Origin of the sequence: Pectobacterium odoriferum, assembly GCF_009931295.1 — a bacterium.
Taxonomy (GTDB): domain Bacteria; phylum Pseudomonadota; class Gammaproteobacteria; order Enterobacterales; family Enterobacteriaceae; genus Pectobacterium; species Pectobacterium odoriferum.
In genome coordinates, this window is the sequence record NZ_CP034938.1 from 2,041,241 (window position 1) to 2,058,893 (window position 17,653).

Annotated in this window: 14 protein-coding genes and 1 pseudogene; 11 read left to right on the forward strand and 4 right to left on the reverse strand. The window is 55.5% G+C overall.

The genetic code is table 11. The features are described from left to right. Window positions 1-7 precede the first annotated feature (7 nt). Window positions 8-1,215 (reverse strand): annotated as a pseudogene (locus tag EO763_RS09110) (MFS transporter). A gap of 135 nt (window positions 1,216-1,350) precedes the next feature. On the opposite strand from EO763_RS09110, the gene EO763_RS09115 reads away from it, so the two are divergent. Beyond that, window positions 1,351-1,941 carry a TetR/AcrR family transcriptional regulator gene (locus EO763_RS09115; protein ID WP_161528746.1) on the forward strand — a complete coding sequence of 197 codons (591 nt, stop codon included), beginning with the start codon at window positions 1,351-1,353 and terminating at the stop codon, window positions 1,939-1,941. Between the two features lie 51 nt (window positions 1,942-1,992). On the opposite strand, the gene yegD is transcribed toward EO763_RS09115, so the two are convergent. Together yegD and mfd are read right to left on the reverse strand one after the other, a co-directional pair. Next, entirely contained in the window at window positions 1,993-3,345 is a 1,353-nt protein-coding gene (gene yegD / locus EO763_RS09120) for a molecular chaperone (RefSeq protein ID WP_161528747.1), read from the reverse strand. Window positions 3,346-3,670: 325 nt separating this feature from the next. Further along, window positions 3,671-7,123: a transcription-repair coupling factor gene (mfd, locus tag EO763_RS09125; RefSeq protein ID WP_208851994.1), complete on the reverse strand. Its 3,453-nt coding sequence runs from the start codon at window positions 7,121-7,123 to the stop codon at window positions 3,671-3,673. Between the two features lie 142 nt (window positions 7,124-7,265). Between mfd and lolC the strand changes: the two genes are divergently transcribed. The 5 genes from lolC (at window position 7,266) to cobB (ending at window position 12,253) form a co-directional block, all read left to right on the forward strand. Continuing rightward, the gene (lolC, locus tag EO763_RS09130; RefSeq protein ID WP_161528748.1) at window positions 7,266-8,468 is read left to right on the forward strand and encodes a lipoprotein-releasing ABC transporter permease subunit LolC; all 1,203 of its coding nucleotides are present in this window, start codon (window positions 7,266-7,268) and stop codon (window positions 8,466-8,468) included. Then, a complete protein-coding gene (gene lolD, locus EO763_RS09135; protein WP_039489063.1) occupies window positions 8,461-9,168 on the forward strand; it encodes a lipoprotein-releasing ABC transporter ATP-binding protein LolD in 708 nt (235 codons plus the stop codon). Before lolC ends, lolD begins: the two co-directional genes overlap by 8 nt. Next, window positions 9,165-10,412 carry a lipoprotein-releasing ABC transporter permease subunit LolE gene (gene lolE, locus EO763_RS09140; protein WP_161528749.1) on the forward strand — a complete coding sequence of 416 codons (1,248 nt, stop codon included), beginning with the start codon at window positions 9,165-9,167 and terminating at the stop codon, window positions 10,410-10,412. The genes lolD and lolE overlap by 4 nt, the downstream gene beginning before the upstream one ends. Before the next feature lie 84 nt (window positions 10,413-10,496). Then, on the forward strand, window positions 10,497-11,411 hold the full coding sequence (nagK, locus tag EO763_RS09145) for an N-acetylglucosamine kinase (RefSeq protein ID WP_039538012.1): 915 nt from the start codon (window positions 10,497-10,499) through the stop codon (window positions 11,409-11,411). An 11-nt stretch (window positions 11,412-11,422) separates the two neighbouring features. Continuing rightward, window positions 11,423-12,253: a Sir2 family NAD+-dependent deacetylase gene (gene cobB / locus EO763_RS09150; protein ID WP_161528750.1), complete on the forward strand. Its 831-nt coding sequence runs from the start codon at window positions 11,423-11,425 to the stop codon at window positions 12,251-12,253. Between the two features lie 638 nt (window positions 12,254-12,891). Here cobB and EO763_RS09155 read toward each other — a convergent pair. After that, entirely contained in the window at window positions 12,892-13,608 is a 717-nt protein-coding gene (locus EO763_RS09155) for a Crp/Fnr family transcriptional regulator (RefSeq protein WP_010297730.1), read from the reverse strand. Between the two features lie 110 nt (window positions 13,609-13,718). Here EO763_RS09155 and EO763_RS09160 point away from each other — a divergent pair, with 110 nt between their 5' ends. The 5 genes from EO763_RS09160 to EO763_RS09180 all read left to right on the forward strand — a co-directional run bounded on the left by EO763_RS09160 (window position 13,719) and on the right by EO763_RS09180 (window position 17,611). Beyond that, on the forward strand, window positions 13,719-14,483 hold the full coding sequence (locus EO763_RS09160) for a class I SAM-dependent methyltransferase (protein ID WP_161528751.1): 765 nt from the start codon (window positions 13,719-13,721) through the stop codon (window positions 14,481-14,483). Between the two features lie 132 nt (window positions 14,484-14,615). Next, window positions 14,616-15,611: a vitamin B12 ABC transporter permease BtuC gene (gene btuC, locus EO763_RS09165; RefSeq protein WP_161528752.1), complete on the forward strand. Its 996-nt coding sequence runs from the start codon at window positions 14,616-14,618 to the stop codon at window positions 15,609-15,611. A gap of 51 nt (window positions 15,612-15,662) precedes the next feature. Next, on the forward strand, window positions 15,663-16,214 hold the full coding sequence (locus tag EO763_RS09170) for a glutathione peroxidase (RefSeq protein WP_161528753.1): 552 nt from the start codon (window positions 15,663-15,665) through the stop codon (window positions 16,212-16,214). After that, window positions 16,215-16,991 (forward strand): vitamin B12 ABC transporter ATP-binding protein BtuD, encoded by a 777-nt coding sequence (btuD, locus tag EO763_RS09175; protein WP_161528754.1) that lies wholly within the window; start codon window positions 16,215-16,217, stop codon window positions 16,989-16,991. It abuts the gene before it with no gap. A gap of 146 nt (window positions 16,992-17,137) precedes the next feature. Then, window positions 17,138-17,611 (forward strand): NlpC/P60 family protein, encoded by a 474-nt coding sequence (locus EO763_RS09180; protein WP_080762700.1) that lies wholly within the window; start codon window positions 17,138-17,140, stop codon window positions 17,609-17,611. The last annotated feature ends 42 nt before the right edge of the window (window positions 17,612-17,653 follow it).

Genomic DNA, 17,653 nt, shown 5'->3' on the forward strand with positions numbered 1-17,653 from the left:
TTAACCGTCAAGCAACATAGGGAAGAGAAGAGGCATGTGCCCGAAAACGCTGGTATCCCCACAGCGCGACCAGCAGCACCAGTACGCCAGCGCACAGCGCCACGGTGAATCCGGCCCGAGCACCGTCGTCATCGACAACGTGGCCTGATACCGCAGCGCCCAGCGCCACGCCGATATTCAACCCTGCCAGCAGCCAGGTCATGCCTTCGGTCAGGCGATGTTCGGGCACCAGACGTTCGACCAGCGACATTGCCACGATCATGGTGGGGGCGAAGAACAGCCCGGCGATCAGCACGGCCGCAGCCAGTGCCGGAATGCTGCCAACCAGCAATAGAGGCAACGTGGTTACTGCCGTTGCCAAGCCGCCCAGCAACAGCAGCTGGTGCAATGCGGTTCGCAGCTTGAGAGCGCCAAACACCAGCCCGGCCAGACAGGAACCGACCGCATAAGCCGACAGCACCAGACTGGCCGCAGCAGGCTGACCATGCTGTTCGGCGAAGGCGACGCTGACGATATCCACGGTGCCCACGATGACGCCCATCGCGGCCATCAATAGCGCTAGCAAACGCACGTTCGTCTGTTTGATCACCGACCCCGAATGATCCGTGCTGACATCCTGCTCTTCTACCGGCGGTTCGGTGCCGCGCTGTGTCACCAGAGCAAACACGCCAATAATCAGCAAGAGCGCCGCTGCCAGCGGGCCAGCCTGAGGAAACACCGCAACGGACAGCCCGACAGCCAGCGGTGGCCCGGCGATAAAAGTGACTTCATCGAGTACCGTCTCCAGCGAGTAAGCCGTCTGCAAGCGAGGCTGGCCGCGATAGATTGCTGTCCAGCGTGCTCTTACCATCGCGGACATGCTGGGCATGAAACCCGCCAGCAAGGCACCGAGGAATAAGCTCCAGTCAGGCGCTTGCCACCAGGTGCTGGCGAGCAGAAGCAGCATGCCGATCACGCTGACGGTGGTTGCAATCGGTAGCACGCGGCCTTGCCCGTGGCGATCGACCAGACGGGAGGTCTGCGGTGACAACAGCGCGTAGGTCAGCACAAAGGTGGCGGACACGGCACCCGCCAGCGCATAGCTGCCGCGCAGTTGTGACAGCATAGTGATCATGCCAATGCCCGTCATAGGTAGCGGAATGCGCGCCAGCAGGCCAGCCAGTGCAAAGCCCTTGGTGCCGGGGGGGTGAAAAGTTCTCGATAAGGATTGACCATCTCATTCTCCAAAGTGAATCCACTTGCCACCGCATGGTGGTACAGCGACAATACATACAGAGCGTATGAATAAAAGCATATATTCATACGGAGTGAATGTAAATAATCATACGGTGTGTATGTAAGGATGTATCGATGGTTCGTCGTACCCGTGCTGAAATGGAAGAAACCCGCGCTACGCTGCTGGCGACCGCCCGTAAGGTCTTTAGCGAACGCGGCTATGCTGACACCTCAATGGACGATCTCACTGCGCAGGCGAGCCTGACCCGTGGGGCGCTTTATCACCACTTTGGTGACAAGAAAGGACTATTGGCAGCCGTGGTGGAACAGATCGATGCCGAGATGGATGAACGACTGCAAATCATCTCCGATACCGCTGAAGATGCCTGGGAAGGCTTTCGGCGTCGCTGCCGCGCCTATCTGGAAATGGCGCGGGAGCCGGAGATTCAGCGTATTGTGCTGCGCGATGCCCGAGCAGTTTTGGGCGGCGCGTCGCCGGATTCGCAGCGCCATTGCGTTGAGTCGATGCAGCGGCTGATCGATAACCTTATCCGAGAGGGGGTGGTGGCTGACGTCGATCCACAGGCGCTGGCATCGTTAATCTACGGCAGTCTGGCCGAAGCGGCGTTCTGGATTGCGGAGGGAGAGGAGGGTAATGCGCGGCTGACACAAGGCGTTGCCGCGCTGGAATTGCTGCTGCGTGGGTTGTTAATCAAGCCACGGTAGCGATCAAAAGAATAGCCTGACGAGACGCGTGGTTGGCGTCCCGTCTTTGACTTAACGGCGGAAGATAATCTCTGCCCAGCGCGCTAATCCGGCGGTAACGGAGCCAAAATCGTTGCCGCTGGCGATAGGAATATCAGGAAGCAATTGCTGAATGGCCTGACGCAGCAGGGGAGAACGTGCGCTGCCGCCGGTCAGGTAGATCACTTCCGGCCGGGTCTGACTGGTTTCTAACGCCAGCGTCACCTGCTGCTGAATACGCATGAGCGGATTATCGATGGCGGCGTTGAGTTCATCAGCATGAATGCGTGTTGCCAGACCCGATTCGATAAAGTGCAAATCGGCTGACGTTTCCGACTGGTTGGAAAGCGCAATCTTGCTCTCTTCCGCCAGTTGAATCAGGCGGTAACTCAGGCGCTGTTGCCAGACGGTCAGCAGTCTTTTTACCAGCTCGGGCTGGCGGGCATCACGGATCATTTCGTTGATTAACGCGCGGCTGGCGGTGCTATGAAACTCTTTTTGTGCCGGAATATCGTTAATCGCAACGGCATTCCACCAGGTCATGATCGGCAGAGCGATGCCTTTTTCCGTCTCGCTATTCATGCCAAGCAGTGGCATCAACTGTTTGAACGCCAGCATGATGTCCAGATCGTTACCGCCAACGCGGCAGCCGCTGTGTCCTAACAGACTTTGCGAGCGTTCGTGTTGTTTGTGCCACTCTGGGCCCATCAGCAGCATGGAGCAGTCGGTGGTTCCGCCGCCGATATCCACAACCAGCACACGCGTTTCTTTCGTCAGCGTAGATTCGAAATCCAGCCCGGCGGCCACAGGTTCAAACTGGAAGACGACGTCTTCAAATCCGGCACGGTGGGCTGCACGATCTAAGATACCTTGCGCCTGCTGGTTGGCTTCTTCGCCGCCGATACTCTGAAAGTTAATCGGACGACCAATGACGGCCTGGCGAATAGGCTGGTCAAGCTGGCTTTCTGCCTGCGTGCGGATATGCAGCATCATGGAGCAGACCAGATCTTCAAACAGCGCAATCTGCTGGGCTTTCAGCCCGATGGCACCGAGGAAGGACTTTGGCGATTTAACGAACCACGTCTCTTCCGGATCATCCATATAGTGGCGTAATGCATCGCGTCCGAATTTCACGCTATCAGGCTGCACGCGAATATCTTCCTCGCGGTTGTAGCTGATGGCGCGCTTCAGCAGCAGCGCGTTCTCACCCTCAGCATTGACCTGATGGTGTCGCCATAACCACTCGCTAACCGCTTCACGCACGGGTGCGCACAGCAGAGAAGAAAGATAAGGCGAGCCATTTTCCAGCGACAGGAGCTGTGGCGTACCTGCATCCATAACCGCCACTGAACAGTTGGCTGTACCGTAGTCAAAACCGATAAACATCGTCGTGCCCCATGCCATAAAAAAAGGTGGCGACTTTACTGCGTTACGGCAGTGCTTGTAAAGGCGGATGAAGTGAAAGAGACATGTTTGCTGACGAGGTTGGAACCCACAGATTCCTGTCAGACTGTTGACAAACCTATTTACCGAATGAAAACGGGAGTAACGGAATAGAAGAGTAAAGCGTTTGCGCCAGGGATGGCGCAAGCCGAGCGCACAGGGATGTGTTTACAGCGTCTTTACGATCTATCCGTTATTCCCGCTCTACGGATTTTGTTAGCAACCTCACGGGAACCCGAAGGTTCCCGTTTAGCGTGGTGAAAGTGAGTTACGCTGCCAGCGTATGCTGAGCCATGTTCCCCAGCAGCGAACCGATAAACTCGATGCGCTGCGGACGGTCGCTCAAATCTTTCATGAATTTCAGGCGGGTTGGGCCATCAAGGCGGTAGGTGCCCGGATCGCGCTGTAACAGGCCGATGAGGTGGGAGGGATCGACGCGGTTTTGCTCGCTGAATTCGATAAAACCGCCTTTCTCGTTCCCTTCAATACGGCGAATGCCCAGTGCCTGTGCCTGCTGGCGCAAGGCGGCAATCTGCAACAGATAGCGGCTTGCATCGGGAAGGAGGCCGAAGCGATCGATCAGTTCGACCTTCAACTCATCCAGCTCGGCGGGGGTTTTCGCGCTGGCGATACGTTTGTATAACGACAGGCGCGTATTGACGTCGGGAATGAAATCGTCGGGCAGCAGGGCAGGCAAGCGCAGTTCGACGTCGGTCTGGCTGTTGATCAGATCTTCCAGCGACGGCTCCCGGCCTGCTTTCAAGGCATCAACGGCGCTTTCCAACAGTTCCATATACAGTGAGAAACCGACGCTGGTCATCTGTCCACTCTGATCGTCCCCGAGCAATTCACCTGCGCCACGGATTTCCAGATCGTGCGTTGCCAGCGCAAAACCGGCACCGAGATCTTCCAATGAGGCGATCGCTTCCAGACGCTTCTGCGCATCGGTGCTCATCGCTTTAGGATTTGGCGTCAGCAGGTAGGCGTATGCCTGATGGTGGGAACGCCCGACGCGACCGCGCAACTGGTGCAACTGTGCCAGGCCGAAGTGATCGGCACGCTCGATGATGATGGTGTTGGCGCTTGGTATATCGATCCCCGTTTCGATGATCGTGGTACACACCAGCACGTTAAAACGCTGGTGGTGGAAGTCGCTCATGACCCGTTCCAGCTCGCGTTCGCGCATCTGACCGTGACCGATCGCGATGCGTGCTTCCGGCACCAGTTCTGCTAGTCGCTGTGTGGCTTTCTCGATATTTTCGACGTCGTTATAGAGGTAGTACACCTGCCCGCCGCGCAGAATTTCACGCAGAATCGCTTCGCGCACCACCAGATTGTCATATTCGCGCACGAACGTTTTCACTGCCAAACGGCGGGCTGGCGGTGTGGCGATGATCGACAGATCGCGCATCCCGCTCATGGCCATGTTGAGCGTCCGCGGAATCGGCGTGGCGGTCAGCGTCAGGATATCGACATCTGCCCGCATCGCTTTGATGCGCTCTTTGTGACGCACGCCGAAGCGATGCTCTTCGTCCACAATTAGCAGCCCTAAATCACGCCAGTGCACGTCGCTCTGCAACAGCTTATGGGTGCCAATCAGAATATCGACTTTGCCTTCCTGCGTTTCCTCCAGCACCTGAGTTTGCTCACGTGCGCTGCGGAAGCGAGAGATCATTTCAATCTTCACTGGCCAGTTGGCAAAGCGATCGCGGAAGTTGTCAAAATGCTGTTGCGCCAACAGCGTCGTTGGCACTAAAACGGCAACCTGTTTATGGTTTTCAACGGCTAAAAACGCAGCGCGCATCGCCACTTCGGTTTTCCCAAAGCCAACATCGCCACACACCAAACGATCCATCGCCAGCGGTTGGCACATGTCGCTCAGCACGGCGTTGATGGCCTGCGCCTGATCGGGCGTGGTCTCGAAGGGGAAACTTTCGCAGAAAAGCTGATACTGTGTTTTGTCATGCTTAAAGGCAAAGCCGCTTTTCGCCGCACGCTGGGCATAAATGTCCAGCAGTTCGGCGGCGACATCGCGCACCCTTTCCGCCGCTTTTTGCCGCGCGCGTGACCAGGCATCGCCACCCAGTTTATGCAGCGGCGCATTCTCATCGGCACCGCCTGCATAGCGGCTGATCAAATGCAGTGAAGAAACAGGAACATACAGCTTGTCTTCACCCGCATAGGTCAAAATCAGGTATTCGGCCTTGATGCCGCCAGCTTCTAACGTAGTCAGCCCGGCATAGCGACCAACGCCGTGTTCGAGGTGGACGACGGGCTGCCCCGGCCGCAGTTCCGCCAGATTGCGGATCAGCGTATCGGTATTAATCGTGCGGCGGCTATCCTGACGGCGGCGACTGACGCGTTCACCCAGCAGATCGCTTTCGCAGATCAACGCGCGCTGGCGCAGCGTGTCGATAAAACCGTGTTCGCTGGCACCGATGATCAGGTAAGTGCCACGCTCCTGAGCCTGCTCCAGCGTGTTGATGAGCGTCGGGTTCAGTTTGATTCGTGCCAGCAGCTCTTGCAGCGTTTCACGTCGGCCTTCGCTCTCGACAGAGAAAATGACCTGACCGTCGAACTGTTCGATAAAACGGCGTAGCGCATCCAACGGGGATTTTTGCTGGTGCTGAATCGCCAGCTCCGGCAGCGGCAGATAGGCCAGATTCACGTTGGCGGCTTTTTCCGGCAGCGTATCGGTTTTTAACTGCACGCGCGGCCACGCTTTCAGCTCCGTGAACAGACCGTCGACACGCAGCCAGAGTGAATCTGATGGCAACAGTGGTCGCATAGGATCGACACGACGGCTTTCAAAACGCTGCTGAATATCCTGCCAGAAACGCTCGGCGCTCTGTTCGAGATTACCGGTGTTAACGAGCAGCGTGTTGTTCGGGAAGTAGCTGAACAGCGACGGCAGCGGTTCACTGAAAAATAACGGCTGCCAGTATTCGATCCCTGCGGGCCAGACGCCTTTGCTAACTTGCTGATAAATGTGTTCGGCATCGCGCCGCACTTCAAACTGTTCGCGCCATTGGCTGCGGAAAAGTTCGATGGCAGTTTTGTCGGTCGGGAACTCGTGGGCGGGCAGCAGATTAATGTGCGGCACTTCATTCAGCGTGCGCTGCGTATCCACATCGAACAGGCGCAGGCTGTCGATTTCGTCGTCAAAGAAATCGATACGGTAGGGCTCTTCGCTCCCCATCGGGAACAGATCCAGCAGCGCGCCACGCGTGGCATATTCACCGTGTTCCATGACCTGATCGACGCTGCGGTAGCCCGCCTGCTCCAACTGCGAACGCAGCTTATCACGCGAGAGGCGCTGGCCTTTTTTCAACACCAGCGCATGGCCGTGCAGGAAACTGTGCGGACAAACGCGCTGCATCAGCGTGTTGACCGGCAGAATCAGAACGCCGCGCGTCATGTTAGGCAATTGATAGAGCGTGGAGAGGCGGGTCGAAATAATTTCCTGATGCGGAGAAAAACTATCGTAGGGCAGCGTTTCCCAGTCAGGTAGCGTGGTGACGTGCTGGTCGGTAAATTGCTGAATTTCATCACGCAATCGCAGAGCGTTTTGCATATCAGGCGCGATAAGCACCACCAGCCCGGCGTGGCGTTCAATGATTTCTGCACATTCAACGGCGCAGGCAGCGCCGGTTAACTGGCCCAGCAGGCGCTGCTCACCCGCTTTGGGCGGCAGCGAATAACGGTAATTTTCAGGCATCATCTGATTATCGGGTCTCGCCTCCCTGCATCCGGCTGGGAATAAGAAAAAGCCGTAGAGTGAGGGTGTTAGGGTTCCATAAAGCAGTACTACCCTTTATTATCCTTGATCACTTTGCTTTGGCAACCTTATCCAGACGGATTTCATGTATCAACCTGTCGCTTTATTTATTGGCCTGCGCTACATGCGTGGGCGTGCATCAGACCGCTTCGGCCGGTTTGTCTCCTGGTTATCCGCTATTGGCATCACGCTGGGCGTGATGGCGCTGGTCACCGTGCTTTCCGTGATGAATGGCTTCGAGCGCGAACTGGAAGGCAATATTCTGGGCGTGATGCCTCAGGCGGTCATCTCTACGCCGCAAGGTTCACTGAACCCGGCATTGATTCCTGCTTCCTCCTTAGACTCGCTGGAAGGCGTAACGCGCGTTGCGCCGCTGACGACGGGTGATGTGGTGCTGCAAAGCGCCCGCAGCGTCGCCGTGGGCGTGATGTTAGGTATCGATCCTGACGAGCAGGAGCCGCTGTCACGCTATCTGGTTAACGTCAAACAGCAGAAGCTGCAATCCGGTCAATATCAGGCCATTCTGGGCGATAAACTGGCGGCACAGCTGGGCGTTAACGCTGGCGATCACGTTCGCATGATGGTAACGAGCGCCAGCCAACTGACGCCGATGGGGCGTATCCCCAGCCAACGTATTTTCACCGTTGCTGGCACCTTTGCCGCCAACAGCGAAGTGGATAGCTACCAGTTGTTGGTGAATCAGCAAGATGCCTCACGGTTGATGCGCTATCCGGCGAACCACATTACCGGCTGGCGTTTGTGGCTGGAAAAGCCGCTGTCGGTTGATACGCTGAGCACGCAAACGCTGCCGGAAGGCACGGTCTGGAAAGACTGGCGCGAGCGTAAAGGTGAGCTGTTTCAGGCCGTACGCATGGAGAAAAATATGATGGGGCTGTTGCTCAGCCTTATCGTTGCCGTGGCCGCGTTCAATATTATTACCTCGCTGGGTTTACTGGTGATGGAAAAACAGGGAGAAGTCGCCATTCTGCAAACGCAGGGGCTGACTCAACGTCAGATTATGATGGTGTTTATGGTGCAGGGGGGCAGCGCTGGCGTTATTGGCGCGTTGTTAGGGGCATTGCTGGGGACGTTATTGGCCAGCCAACTGAATACGCTGATGCCAATCTTGGGCGTATTGCTGGATGGTGCCGCGTTGCCGGTGGCGATCGACCCTGTGCAGGTCGTGACAATCGCCATTTCCGCGATGGTGATTGCCCTCTTATCGACACTTTACCCGTCATGGCGCGCTGCCGCCGTTCAACCCGCTGAGGCTTTACGTTATGAGTGATTTACCGTTATTGCAGTGTACTAACCTGTCCAAGCGCTATCAGGACGGCAAACTGTCTACCGACGTGTTACGCGATGTCTCATTTGAAATGAGCAGCGGCGAGATGATGGCAATCGTCGGGAGTTCTGGTTCGGGCAAAAGTACGTTGCTGCATGTGCTGGGTGGGTTGGATACGCCGACGTCAGGTGAGGTCATCTTTAAAGGCCAGCCGTTGAACACGTTCTCAGCGGCGGCAAAAGCGGATTTACGCAATCGCGAGCTGGGCTTTATTTATCAGTTCCATCATCTGCTGCCGGATTTCACCGCGTTGGAAAACGTAGCGATGCCGTTGCTGATTGGCAAAGTGCCAACGTCACAGGCGCGGGATAAAGCACGCGAAATGCTGGCGGCCGTCGGGCTGGAGGCGCGCAGCCACCACCGTTCGTCTGAACTGTCCGGCGGTGAACGGCAGCGTGTCGCGATTGCCAGAGCATTGGTTAACAGCCCGTCGCTGGTGTTGGCCGATGAGCCAACGGGGAATCTCGATCAGCGTACGACAGACACTATTTTTGAACTGCTGGGAGAGCTGAACGTCCGTCAGGGCACTGCATTTCTGGTGGTGACGCATGACCTGCAACTGGCTAGCCGACTGAACCGTCAACTGGAAATGCGCGACGGTCAGTTGCAGCAGGAACTGACCCTGATGGGAGCGCGGCAATGAGATATCCTCCGCTCTCGTTGCTGATTGGCCTGCGCTTTAGCCGCGGCCGTCGGCGTGGCGGCATGGTTTCGCTGATTTCGGTCATTTCGACGCTCGGGATTGCCCTCGGCGTGGCGGTGTTGATTCTTGGCCTGAGCGCGATGAATGGTTTTGAACGTGAACTGAATAACCGCATCCTCGCCGTCGTGCCGCATGGTGAGATCGCACCAGTCAATCAGCCTTTCGACGGCTGGCAGGACATTCTTCCGAAAATAGAACAGGTGCCTGGCGTTGCGGCCGCGGCACCTTATATCAATTTCACCGGGCTGCTGGAGAACGGTGCCAAACTTCAGGCGGTTCAGGTAAAAGGCGTCGATCCGCAGCAGGAGAAACGTCTTAGCGCGCTGCCCAACTATGTGCTTAATGACGCCTGGCAGCGGTTCCGCGCGGGTGAACAGCAGGTCATCATTGGGCAAGGCGTGGCGAAAGCGCTGAATGTGGCGGAAGATGACTGGGTCACAGTGATGATCCCGAACAGCGACCCGGAAATGAAGCTGATGCAGCCGAAACGCATCCGGTTGCACGTCAGCGGTATTTTACAGCTGAGCGGCCAGCTCGATCACGGCTTAGCGCTGATTCCGTTGGCGGATGCCCAGCAATATCTGGACATGGGGCAGAGCGTCACGGGGATCGCCATCAAAGCCAATGACGTGTTTTCTGCCAATAAACTGGTGCGCGATGCGGGCGAAGTCACGAATGCCTATGTCACTATTCGCAGCTGGATTGGCACCTATGGTTATATGTACAGAGACATTCAGATGGTGAGAACCATCATGTATCTGGCGATGATCCTAGTGATTGGTGTGGCCTGTTTTAATATTGTTTCAACGCTGGTGATGGCGGTGAAAGACAAAAGCAGCGATATCGCGGTTTTGCGTACGCTGGGCGCGTCAGATGGGCTGATTCGGGCTATCTTTGTGTGGTACGGGCTATTGGCCGGGCTGCTGGGCAGCGTGATCGGTGCCGTGGTCGGCGTGGTTGCGGCCTTGCAATTGACGCCGATCATTCGCGGTATTGAAGCACTCATCGGCCATAAACTGCTGTCCGGCGACATCTATTTTATCGATTTCCTGCCGTCAGAATTGCATCTGATGGACGTTTTTATCGTATTAGGCACGTCGCTGGTGCTGAGTTTGATTGCCAGTTGGTATCCGGCGCGGCGCGCCAGCCGGATTGACCCTGCCCGCGTGTTGAGCGGACAGTAAGCCAAGCCAACGCACATGCGGCTTGAGAGATGACGGGGATAGTCCCTATCGTGTGGGAAAGCGATCACACTCTAAGGAGCAGTCATGTACTACGGTTTTGACATGGGCGGCACGAAAATTGAGCTGGGCGTGTTCGACGCGGAGTTGAACAAGGTGTGGCAAAAGCGGGTGCCGACGCCGCGTAATAATTATGATGACCTGCTCACCACGCTGGTCGATCTGGTGCATGAAGCCGATGCTCAGGTTGGCATGCAGGGGAAGGTCGGTCTCGGCGTACCGGGCATGGAGACAGGTAACGACGGTGCGCTATTCACCGCTAACCTGCCTGCGACGATGGGAAAACCGCTGCGTACGGATTTGTCGCAGCGTTTGCAGCGAGATATTCGCATCAGTAACGATGCTAACTGCTTTGTGCTGTCGGAAGCCTGGGATGCGGAATTTCGTTCCTATCCTGTCGTGCTGGGCATGATTTTAGGCACGGGGCTGGGCGGTGGTCTGGTGATTAACGGACGTCCGGTTGACGGGCGCAACGGTATCACAGGCGAGTTCGGCCATCTCCGCCTGCCGTCCGACGCACTGGATATCATCGGCGTGGATATTCCCCGCGTGAAGTGCGGTTGCGGTCAATCAGGCTGTATCGAGAATTATATTTCCGGCCGGGGTTTTGAATGGCTGTACGAGCATCTGTATGGCGAAGCGCTGCCAGCCGTGACGATTATCCGGCACTATCGTGGCGGAGAAGAAAAAGCGCTGGAGTTTGTCGATCGTTTTATGGATTTACTGGCGGCCTGCTTGGGCAATCTGCTGACTCTGTTCGATCCACATCTGCTGGTGTTGGGCGGCGGCCTGTCGAATTTTGATGAAATTTATCAAATTCTGCCGACGCGCCTTCCTTCACGACTTTTACCGATTGCGAAACTGCCACGTATAGAGAAAGCGCGTCATGGCGATGCGGGCGGCGTACGTGGTGCGGCGTTGCTACACTTAATGGATAACTAGCTGGAGAAAGTATGTATACGCGTCAACGATTAGGGCGATTTCATAAGGGAAAGCGGATGCGGCAACAGCGTCTTCGTGCGCGTATTTTCCATCGTGATTATCTGGCAGCAAGCGAAGTGAAAAAACCGCGCGTGGTGGTACTGACGGGTGCCGGTATTTCAGCAGAGTCGGGCATCCGTACCTTTCGTGCGGCCGATGGCCTGTGGGAAGAACATCGTGTGGAGGATGTTGCGACGCCCGAAGGCTTTCAGCGTAACCCCGAGCTGGTGCAGGCATTTTATAACGCCCGTCGTCGTCAGCTACAGCAGCCGGAAATTGTGCCCAACGCCGCACATCTGGCGTTGGCGAATCTGGAAGCGATGTTGGAAGACAATTTCCTGCTGATTACGCAAAACATCGATAACCTGCATGAACGTGCTGGCAGCAAGCGCGTCATTCATATGCACGGCGAGCTACTGAAAGTACGCTGTAGCCAAAGTGGACAGATTTTTGAGTGGCCGGACGATCTCGCTGTCGGCGAACGCTGCCACTGCTGCCAATTTCCCGCACCGTTACGTCCACATGTGGTGTGGTTTGGTGAAATGCCGCTGCACATGGACAAGATTTACCATGCGCTGTCGCAGGCCGATTACTTTATTGCGATTGGCACGTCGGGGCATGTCTATCCTGCCGCTGGTTTTGTCCATGAGGCCCATTCGCACGGCGCCTACACGCTGGAACTGAATCTGGAGCCGAGCCAGGTAGAAAGCCAGTTTGATGAAAAAATGTATGGCCCCGCCAGCACCGTCGTACCCGAGTTTGTCGCGGCCTGGCTGACGCGCGGTCAAAGCATTAAGTTTTAAGTGCCCACAAAAAGTTTTAAGCATCCGCAAAAAGAGAAAGCGTCATGAATCGTGTGAGGATGGCGTTTTCTCTTGCCGATCGTTGCCGCAGCAACATTCATCAAGCTGATCGAAGGGCAACATCGCGGCGTGGTTAAAGAAACAATATTCACTCTCGCTACAGTGAGTATGCGAAACGGTTTCTGTCGGCGAGTCCGCTTGCGGATGCGGTGGCCGTGCTCCATGAAATGATAAGGTTCGTCGGAAAAAGCCCAGCATAGCGTTACCCTCACGATGTCTTATGAAAGACAAATGTGTTAATGAGAGTTATTCTCACTAATGTCAGCTAAGCGTAGTTGGTAATCCGACGATGCGGGAATGACAATTGTCAAAAAATATATACTCGTCATACTTCAAGTTGCATGTGCGTTGGCTACGCTACTCGGCACACTTGCGTGTACCTCGCCCCGTTGGGGCCGCTGCAAGCAGCGTTCAAATCTGACTTTGGCAGATTTGTCAGTCACCCGAATCACTTACTTGAGTAAGCTCATCGGGATTCTTTCCCTTGCCGCCTTCCTGAAACTTGAATTATTTAGAGTATAATAACTACCGTTTTTCTATCCGCTTGCCATGCCTGAATCGACAAAGGCTTAGATCGATCAGAATGTCCGCCGGGCTTCGGCAGCCAGCTCTTTTAGATAATTCAGATCGCACAATTCCACTTGATGACCCCGATAGGTAATGTGGCCTTGCCGCTTCCAGTCTGACATTAGCCTGCTTAGCGTTTCACTGCGCATTCCTAATGACGTCGCAAGCTGGCCTCGGCTCACCGGTAATGTCAGATGCTGAGTTTGCTGAATGTGGTGCTGCCGCAGCAGATAATCTGCCAGACGCTGTGGCGCGGAGCTGGAGGTCAGCCAGTCGATTTGGTTGATGGTCGAGTAGAGTTTCTTGCCCAGATAGTTGAGCAAACGCAGTGCCAGCTCTGGGCGCTGCAAGCAAAACTGGTGAATATCCTGCCGTGGGATCATCAGCGTGTGGCCATCGCTCTGCGCGCGAATATTCATCGGGAAGCGACCGTGATCCATAAATACAGCGGCAATAGCGACAAATTCTCCGCGTTCAAACTGCCCGAAAATCTTCTCATCACCGCCATAGGTATGGCGAAAGGCCTGCAATTTTCCTGTTTCAACCAGCAAACAGTGCTGCATTTTGTCGCCTTCGCGAAACAGGATGTCATCCTGCCGGAAAAACAGACGCTCACTTTTTGCCAGTAGCTCACACACCACGTCGCTGGGTTCACCGCGCATCCACTCATGCTGAAACAGCACTTCGCCGTATTCATCGGGCGATAGCGCTTTTTTGACAAATGTCATTTGCCCTCCCAGAGGCTGGTATTACCATCAAGCTAGTAAATGAAAATAATAATCACTTGCATGAATTCGGCAAGCAAAATCACGGCGCGCTGAATTGGAGGGGACAGAGTATGAGCGATCATGAAGCTGGACATAAATTTTTAGCCCGATTGGGGAAAAAGCGTCTGCGCCCCGGCGGCAGAAAGGCAACCGAGTGGCTGCTCAGCCAGGCCGGGTTCCGACAGGACAGTGTAGTATTGGAAGTCGCCTGCAATATGGGCACCACGGCGATGGAGATTGCGCGTCGATTTGGCTGTCAGGTTATTGGCGCGGATATGGATAACGTCGCGCTAAAGAAAGCACAGGAAAATGTGGCAGCGAACGGTTTAGCCTCGCAGGTCACGATTATGCAGGCAAATGCGCTGGAACTGCCGTTCCCCGATAATCACTTTGATGTGGTGATTAATGAAGCCATGCTGACGATGTATGCCGACAAAGCCAAGAGCCGCATTATTGCCGAATATTATCGTGTACTGAAACCGGGCGGTCGCCTGATTACGCACGATATCATGCTACTTTCCGAGAAGGATTCCGGGGCGTTGCAGGCGGTGGAACAGATGCATAAAGCGATCAACGTGCATGCCCAACCGATGCTGCGCGAGCGCTGGGTGACGCTGTTTCAGGAGTGTGGTTTTAGCAAGGTTAGCTACGATAACGGCGCAATGACGCTGCTGACGCCACAGGGGCTGATTTATGATGAAGGGCTAGCGGGTGCGGCGCGTATCGTAAAAAATGCGCTGAAGAAAGAAAACCGCGACATGTTCTTCAATATGTTTCATACCTTCCGCCGCAATCGGAACCAGCTTAACTATATTGCGGTATGCAGTACCAAATAAGGGTGGTATGCGGCACTACGGCGTTTTGACCGTGCTGCGGTAATAAGGAAAATGCGTGTAAGGTAAGCGAAATCGTTTAACATACATGACAATACTTAATTACTGCTGGGTGATATCCCGCTAAAGCACGCTATGCCGTTACCCCACTACAGCCAGCTAAAACAACAGCAGTGCAGACGCGATCGTCGGAGTCTGGCACTGCTGTTGGCGTTTCTCGCACTCACGCTGGTCGTAAGCCTGTGCGCCGGGGAGCGCTGGATTTGGCCGACGGCCTGGCTGGACGAGGCTCAGCAACTCTTTGTCTGGCAACTGCGTTTGCCCAGAACGCTGGCCGTGATGCTGGTGGGGGCCAGTCTGGCAATGTCGGGCACCGTGATGCAGGCAGTCTTTGATAATCCGCTGGCGGAACCGGGGCTGCTGGGTGTGGCGAACGGCGCAGGCGTGGCCTTAGTGCTGACGGTACTGCTGGGGCAGGGATTGCTGCCCGTCTGGATGTTAAGCCTGAGCGCGATTGCTGGCGCGCTGCTGATTACCTTTCTGTTACTCCATTTTGCCCGTCGGCATATCTCCAATACCCGTTTATTACTCATCGGCATTGCGCTCGGGATTATCTGTAGCGCGGTGATGACCTGGGCCGTCTATTTCAGTACCAGCCTCGATTTACGCCAACTGATGTATTGGATGATGGGTGGCTTCAGCGGCATTGACTGGCGACACGGCTGGTTGATGTTGACACTTTTGCCGCTGTTGCTGTGGTTGAGTCGTCAGGGGGCGGTGTTAAATGGGCTGACGCTGGGTGAGATTCAGGCTCGTCAGTTAGGTATCCTAGTCTATCGCTGGCGCACCATTCTCGTGTTGGTGATGGGTGTACAGGTTGGCCTGAGCGTGGCGCTGGCCGGTATTATCGCGTTTATTGGTCTGGTGATCCCACACATGTTACGGCTGTGCGGGCTGACCGATCAGCGTTATTTATTGACCGGATGTGCATTGGCTGGCGGCGGCGTGCTGCTATTGGCGGATACGGTCGCGCGCGTTGCGCTAAGTTCAGCCGAGTTGCCGATAGGCGTGGTTACCGCTACGCTGGGATCGCCGTGGTTTATCTGGCTACTATTACGCAATCGACTGTAGCGAGATGTCTTGTTCTATCCACTCTTGTTTATCACTGAAGGGAGCAAAACGATGAGCACTGAAATCTATACTATTCCGCTGACCACCATCGACGGGAAAGCGACAACGTTTGACGCGTTTAAAGGGCAGGTGGCTTTAGTCGTCAACGTCGCCTCTCAATGCGGCCTGACTAAACAATACGACGCGTTGGAAAAACTCTACGAAACCTATCGCGACAAAGGTCTGGTCGTGCTGGGATTCCCCTCCAATGAATTTGCAGGGCAGGAACCGGGCTCGGAAGAAGAAATTCAGGAATTCTGCCGTGGGACATTTGGCGTTCAGTTCCCGATGTTCAGCAAAATTGAAGTGAATGGCGAGAACCGTCACCCGCTGTACCAGTTGTTGATTCGTCAGCAACCGGAAGCCAATGGAACCTGGAAAAGTGACTTTTTTGCGCGTTTAGTCAATAAAGGCCGTAAACCCAAGAATCCAGAAGACATCCTGTGGAATTTCGAAAAATTCCTGGTGGATCGCGAGGGGCAGGTGATTGATCGCTTTGCGCCGGATATGGCACCTGACCATGACACCATCGTGAAAGCGGTCGAAGAGGCGTTGGCAAAATAATTGACGCAGCAGACTTCCCCAGTATTACAGCTGTTGCAGGCTAGCGCCTTACCGCGTTTGTCGCCGACGAGTGCGGAGTGTCATCGTGGTGAGTTGCTGCACATCATCGGCCCGAACGGCGCAGGAAAGAGTACCCTGCTGGCAAGAGCGGCTGGCTTACTGGCGGGGGAAGGTGACGTCTGTCTGGCCGGCATGCCGCTGTCGCAGTATACGGCAGCGGATCTGGCCGTGCGGCGCGCCTATCTGGCACAGCAGCAACCGCCGCTGGCGCTGATGCCAGTATTCCAGTATTGGCAACGGCATCAACCGCCGCTGGCTCAGGAAGACGCGGTCGAAAAGGTGGTGCATTTTCTGGCAGAACGCCTGATGTTAACCGATAAACTGGCGCGCCCGCTCACACAGCTGTCGGGAGGTGAGTGGCAGCGCGTTCGGCTGGTGGCGGCGCTGTTGCAGATTTGGCCGACGATCAATCCGCATGCGCATTTGCTGCTGCTGGATGAACCAACTAACAGTCTGGATGTGGCGCAGCAGGTGGCGCTGGATGCGTTGCTGAGTGAACTCTGTCGCTTGGGCATCGCCGTCGTAGTTTGCGCACACGATCTGAACCACTGCGCCCACCATGCGGATCGCGTGTGGCTGCTGTCGGCAGGGACTCTGGTGGCGCAGGGCGAAACAGCGGATGTCATGCTGCCAGACGTGCTGTCTCCTGTGTTCGGGGTCGCGTTTCAGCGGCACGTGGTGGATGGCAGAAACTGGATCATCACGCGCAGCGCCTGACTGCTGTCGCGAGGAGATGGCGTCGTTAGAAAATAGGAAAAATCGCCTTTACTTGCCAGAGGCCCCGATTAAACGCTAAATTAATCAATACCTAGCATTTTCAAACGCTAGAGGACTATGGCCTCGGCGGTTTTATGGTAATCGCGATGATACGTTTACGACATGCTTTGATCCTCGCCAGCCTGATTTTGGTCGGCTGTAGCAGTAGTCGGCACAACCCGCCGCCGGACGCGCGTCTGAGCGATTCGATCATGGTGATGGTGCAGCTAAACGATCAACTCGGGCAATGGTACAGAACGCCTTATCGCTATGGCGGGCTGGATCGTAACGGCGTCGATTGTTCAGGCTTCGTCTACCTGACGTTTCGCGATAAGTTTGGCATGCAATTGCCGCGTACCACGGAAGAACAAACTGAACTGGGCGAGCGCGTTGACCGCGATAACCTGTTACCGGGCGATTTGGTCTTTTTCAAAACCGGCAGCGGCAGCAGTGGGCTGCACGTCGGCATTTATGATAAAGACGACCAGTTTATTCATGCCTCCACCAGTCAGGGCGTCATCCGCTCGTCGCTGGATAACGTGTACTGGAAACGGGCGTACTGGCAGGCTCGTCGCATCTGATTCCTTCCTTATTTTGTTTTGTTGACAGCATGGAGCTATCCA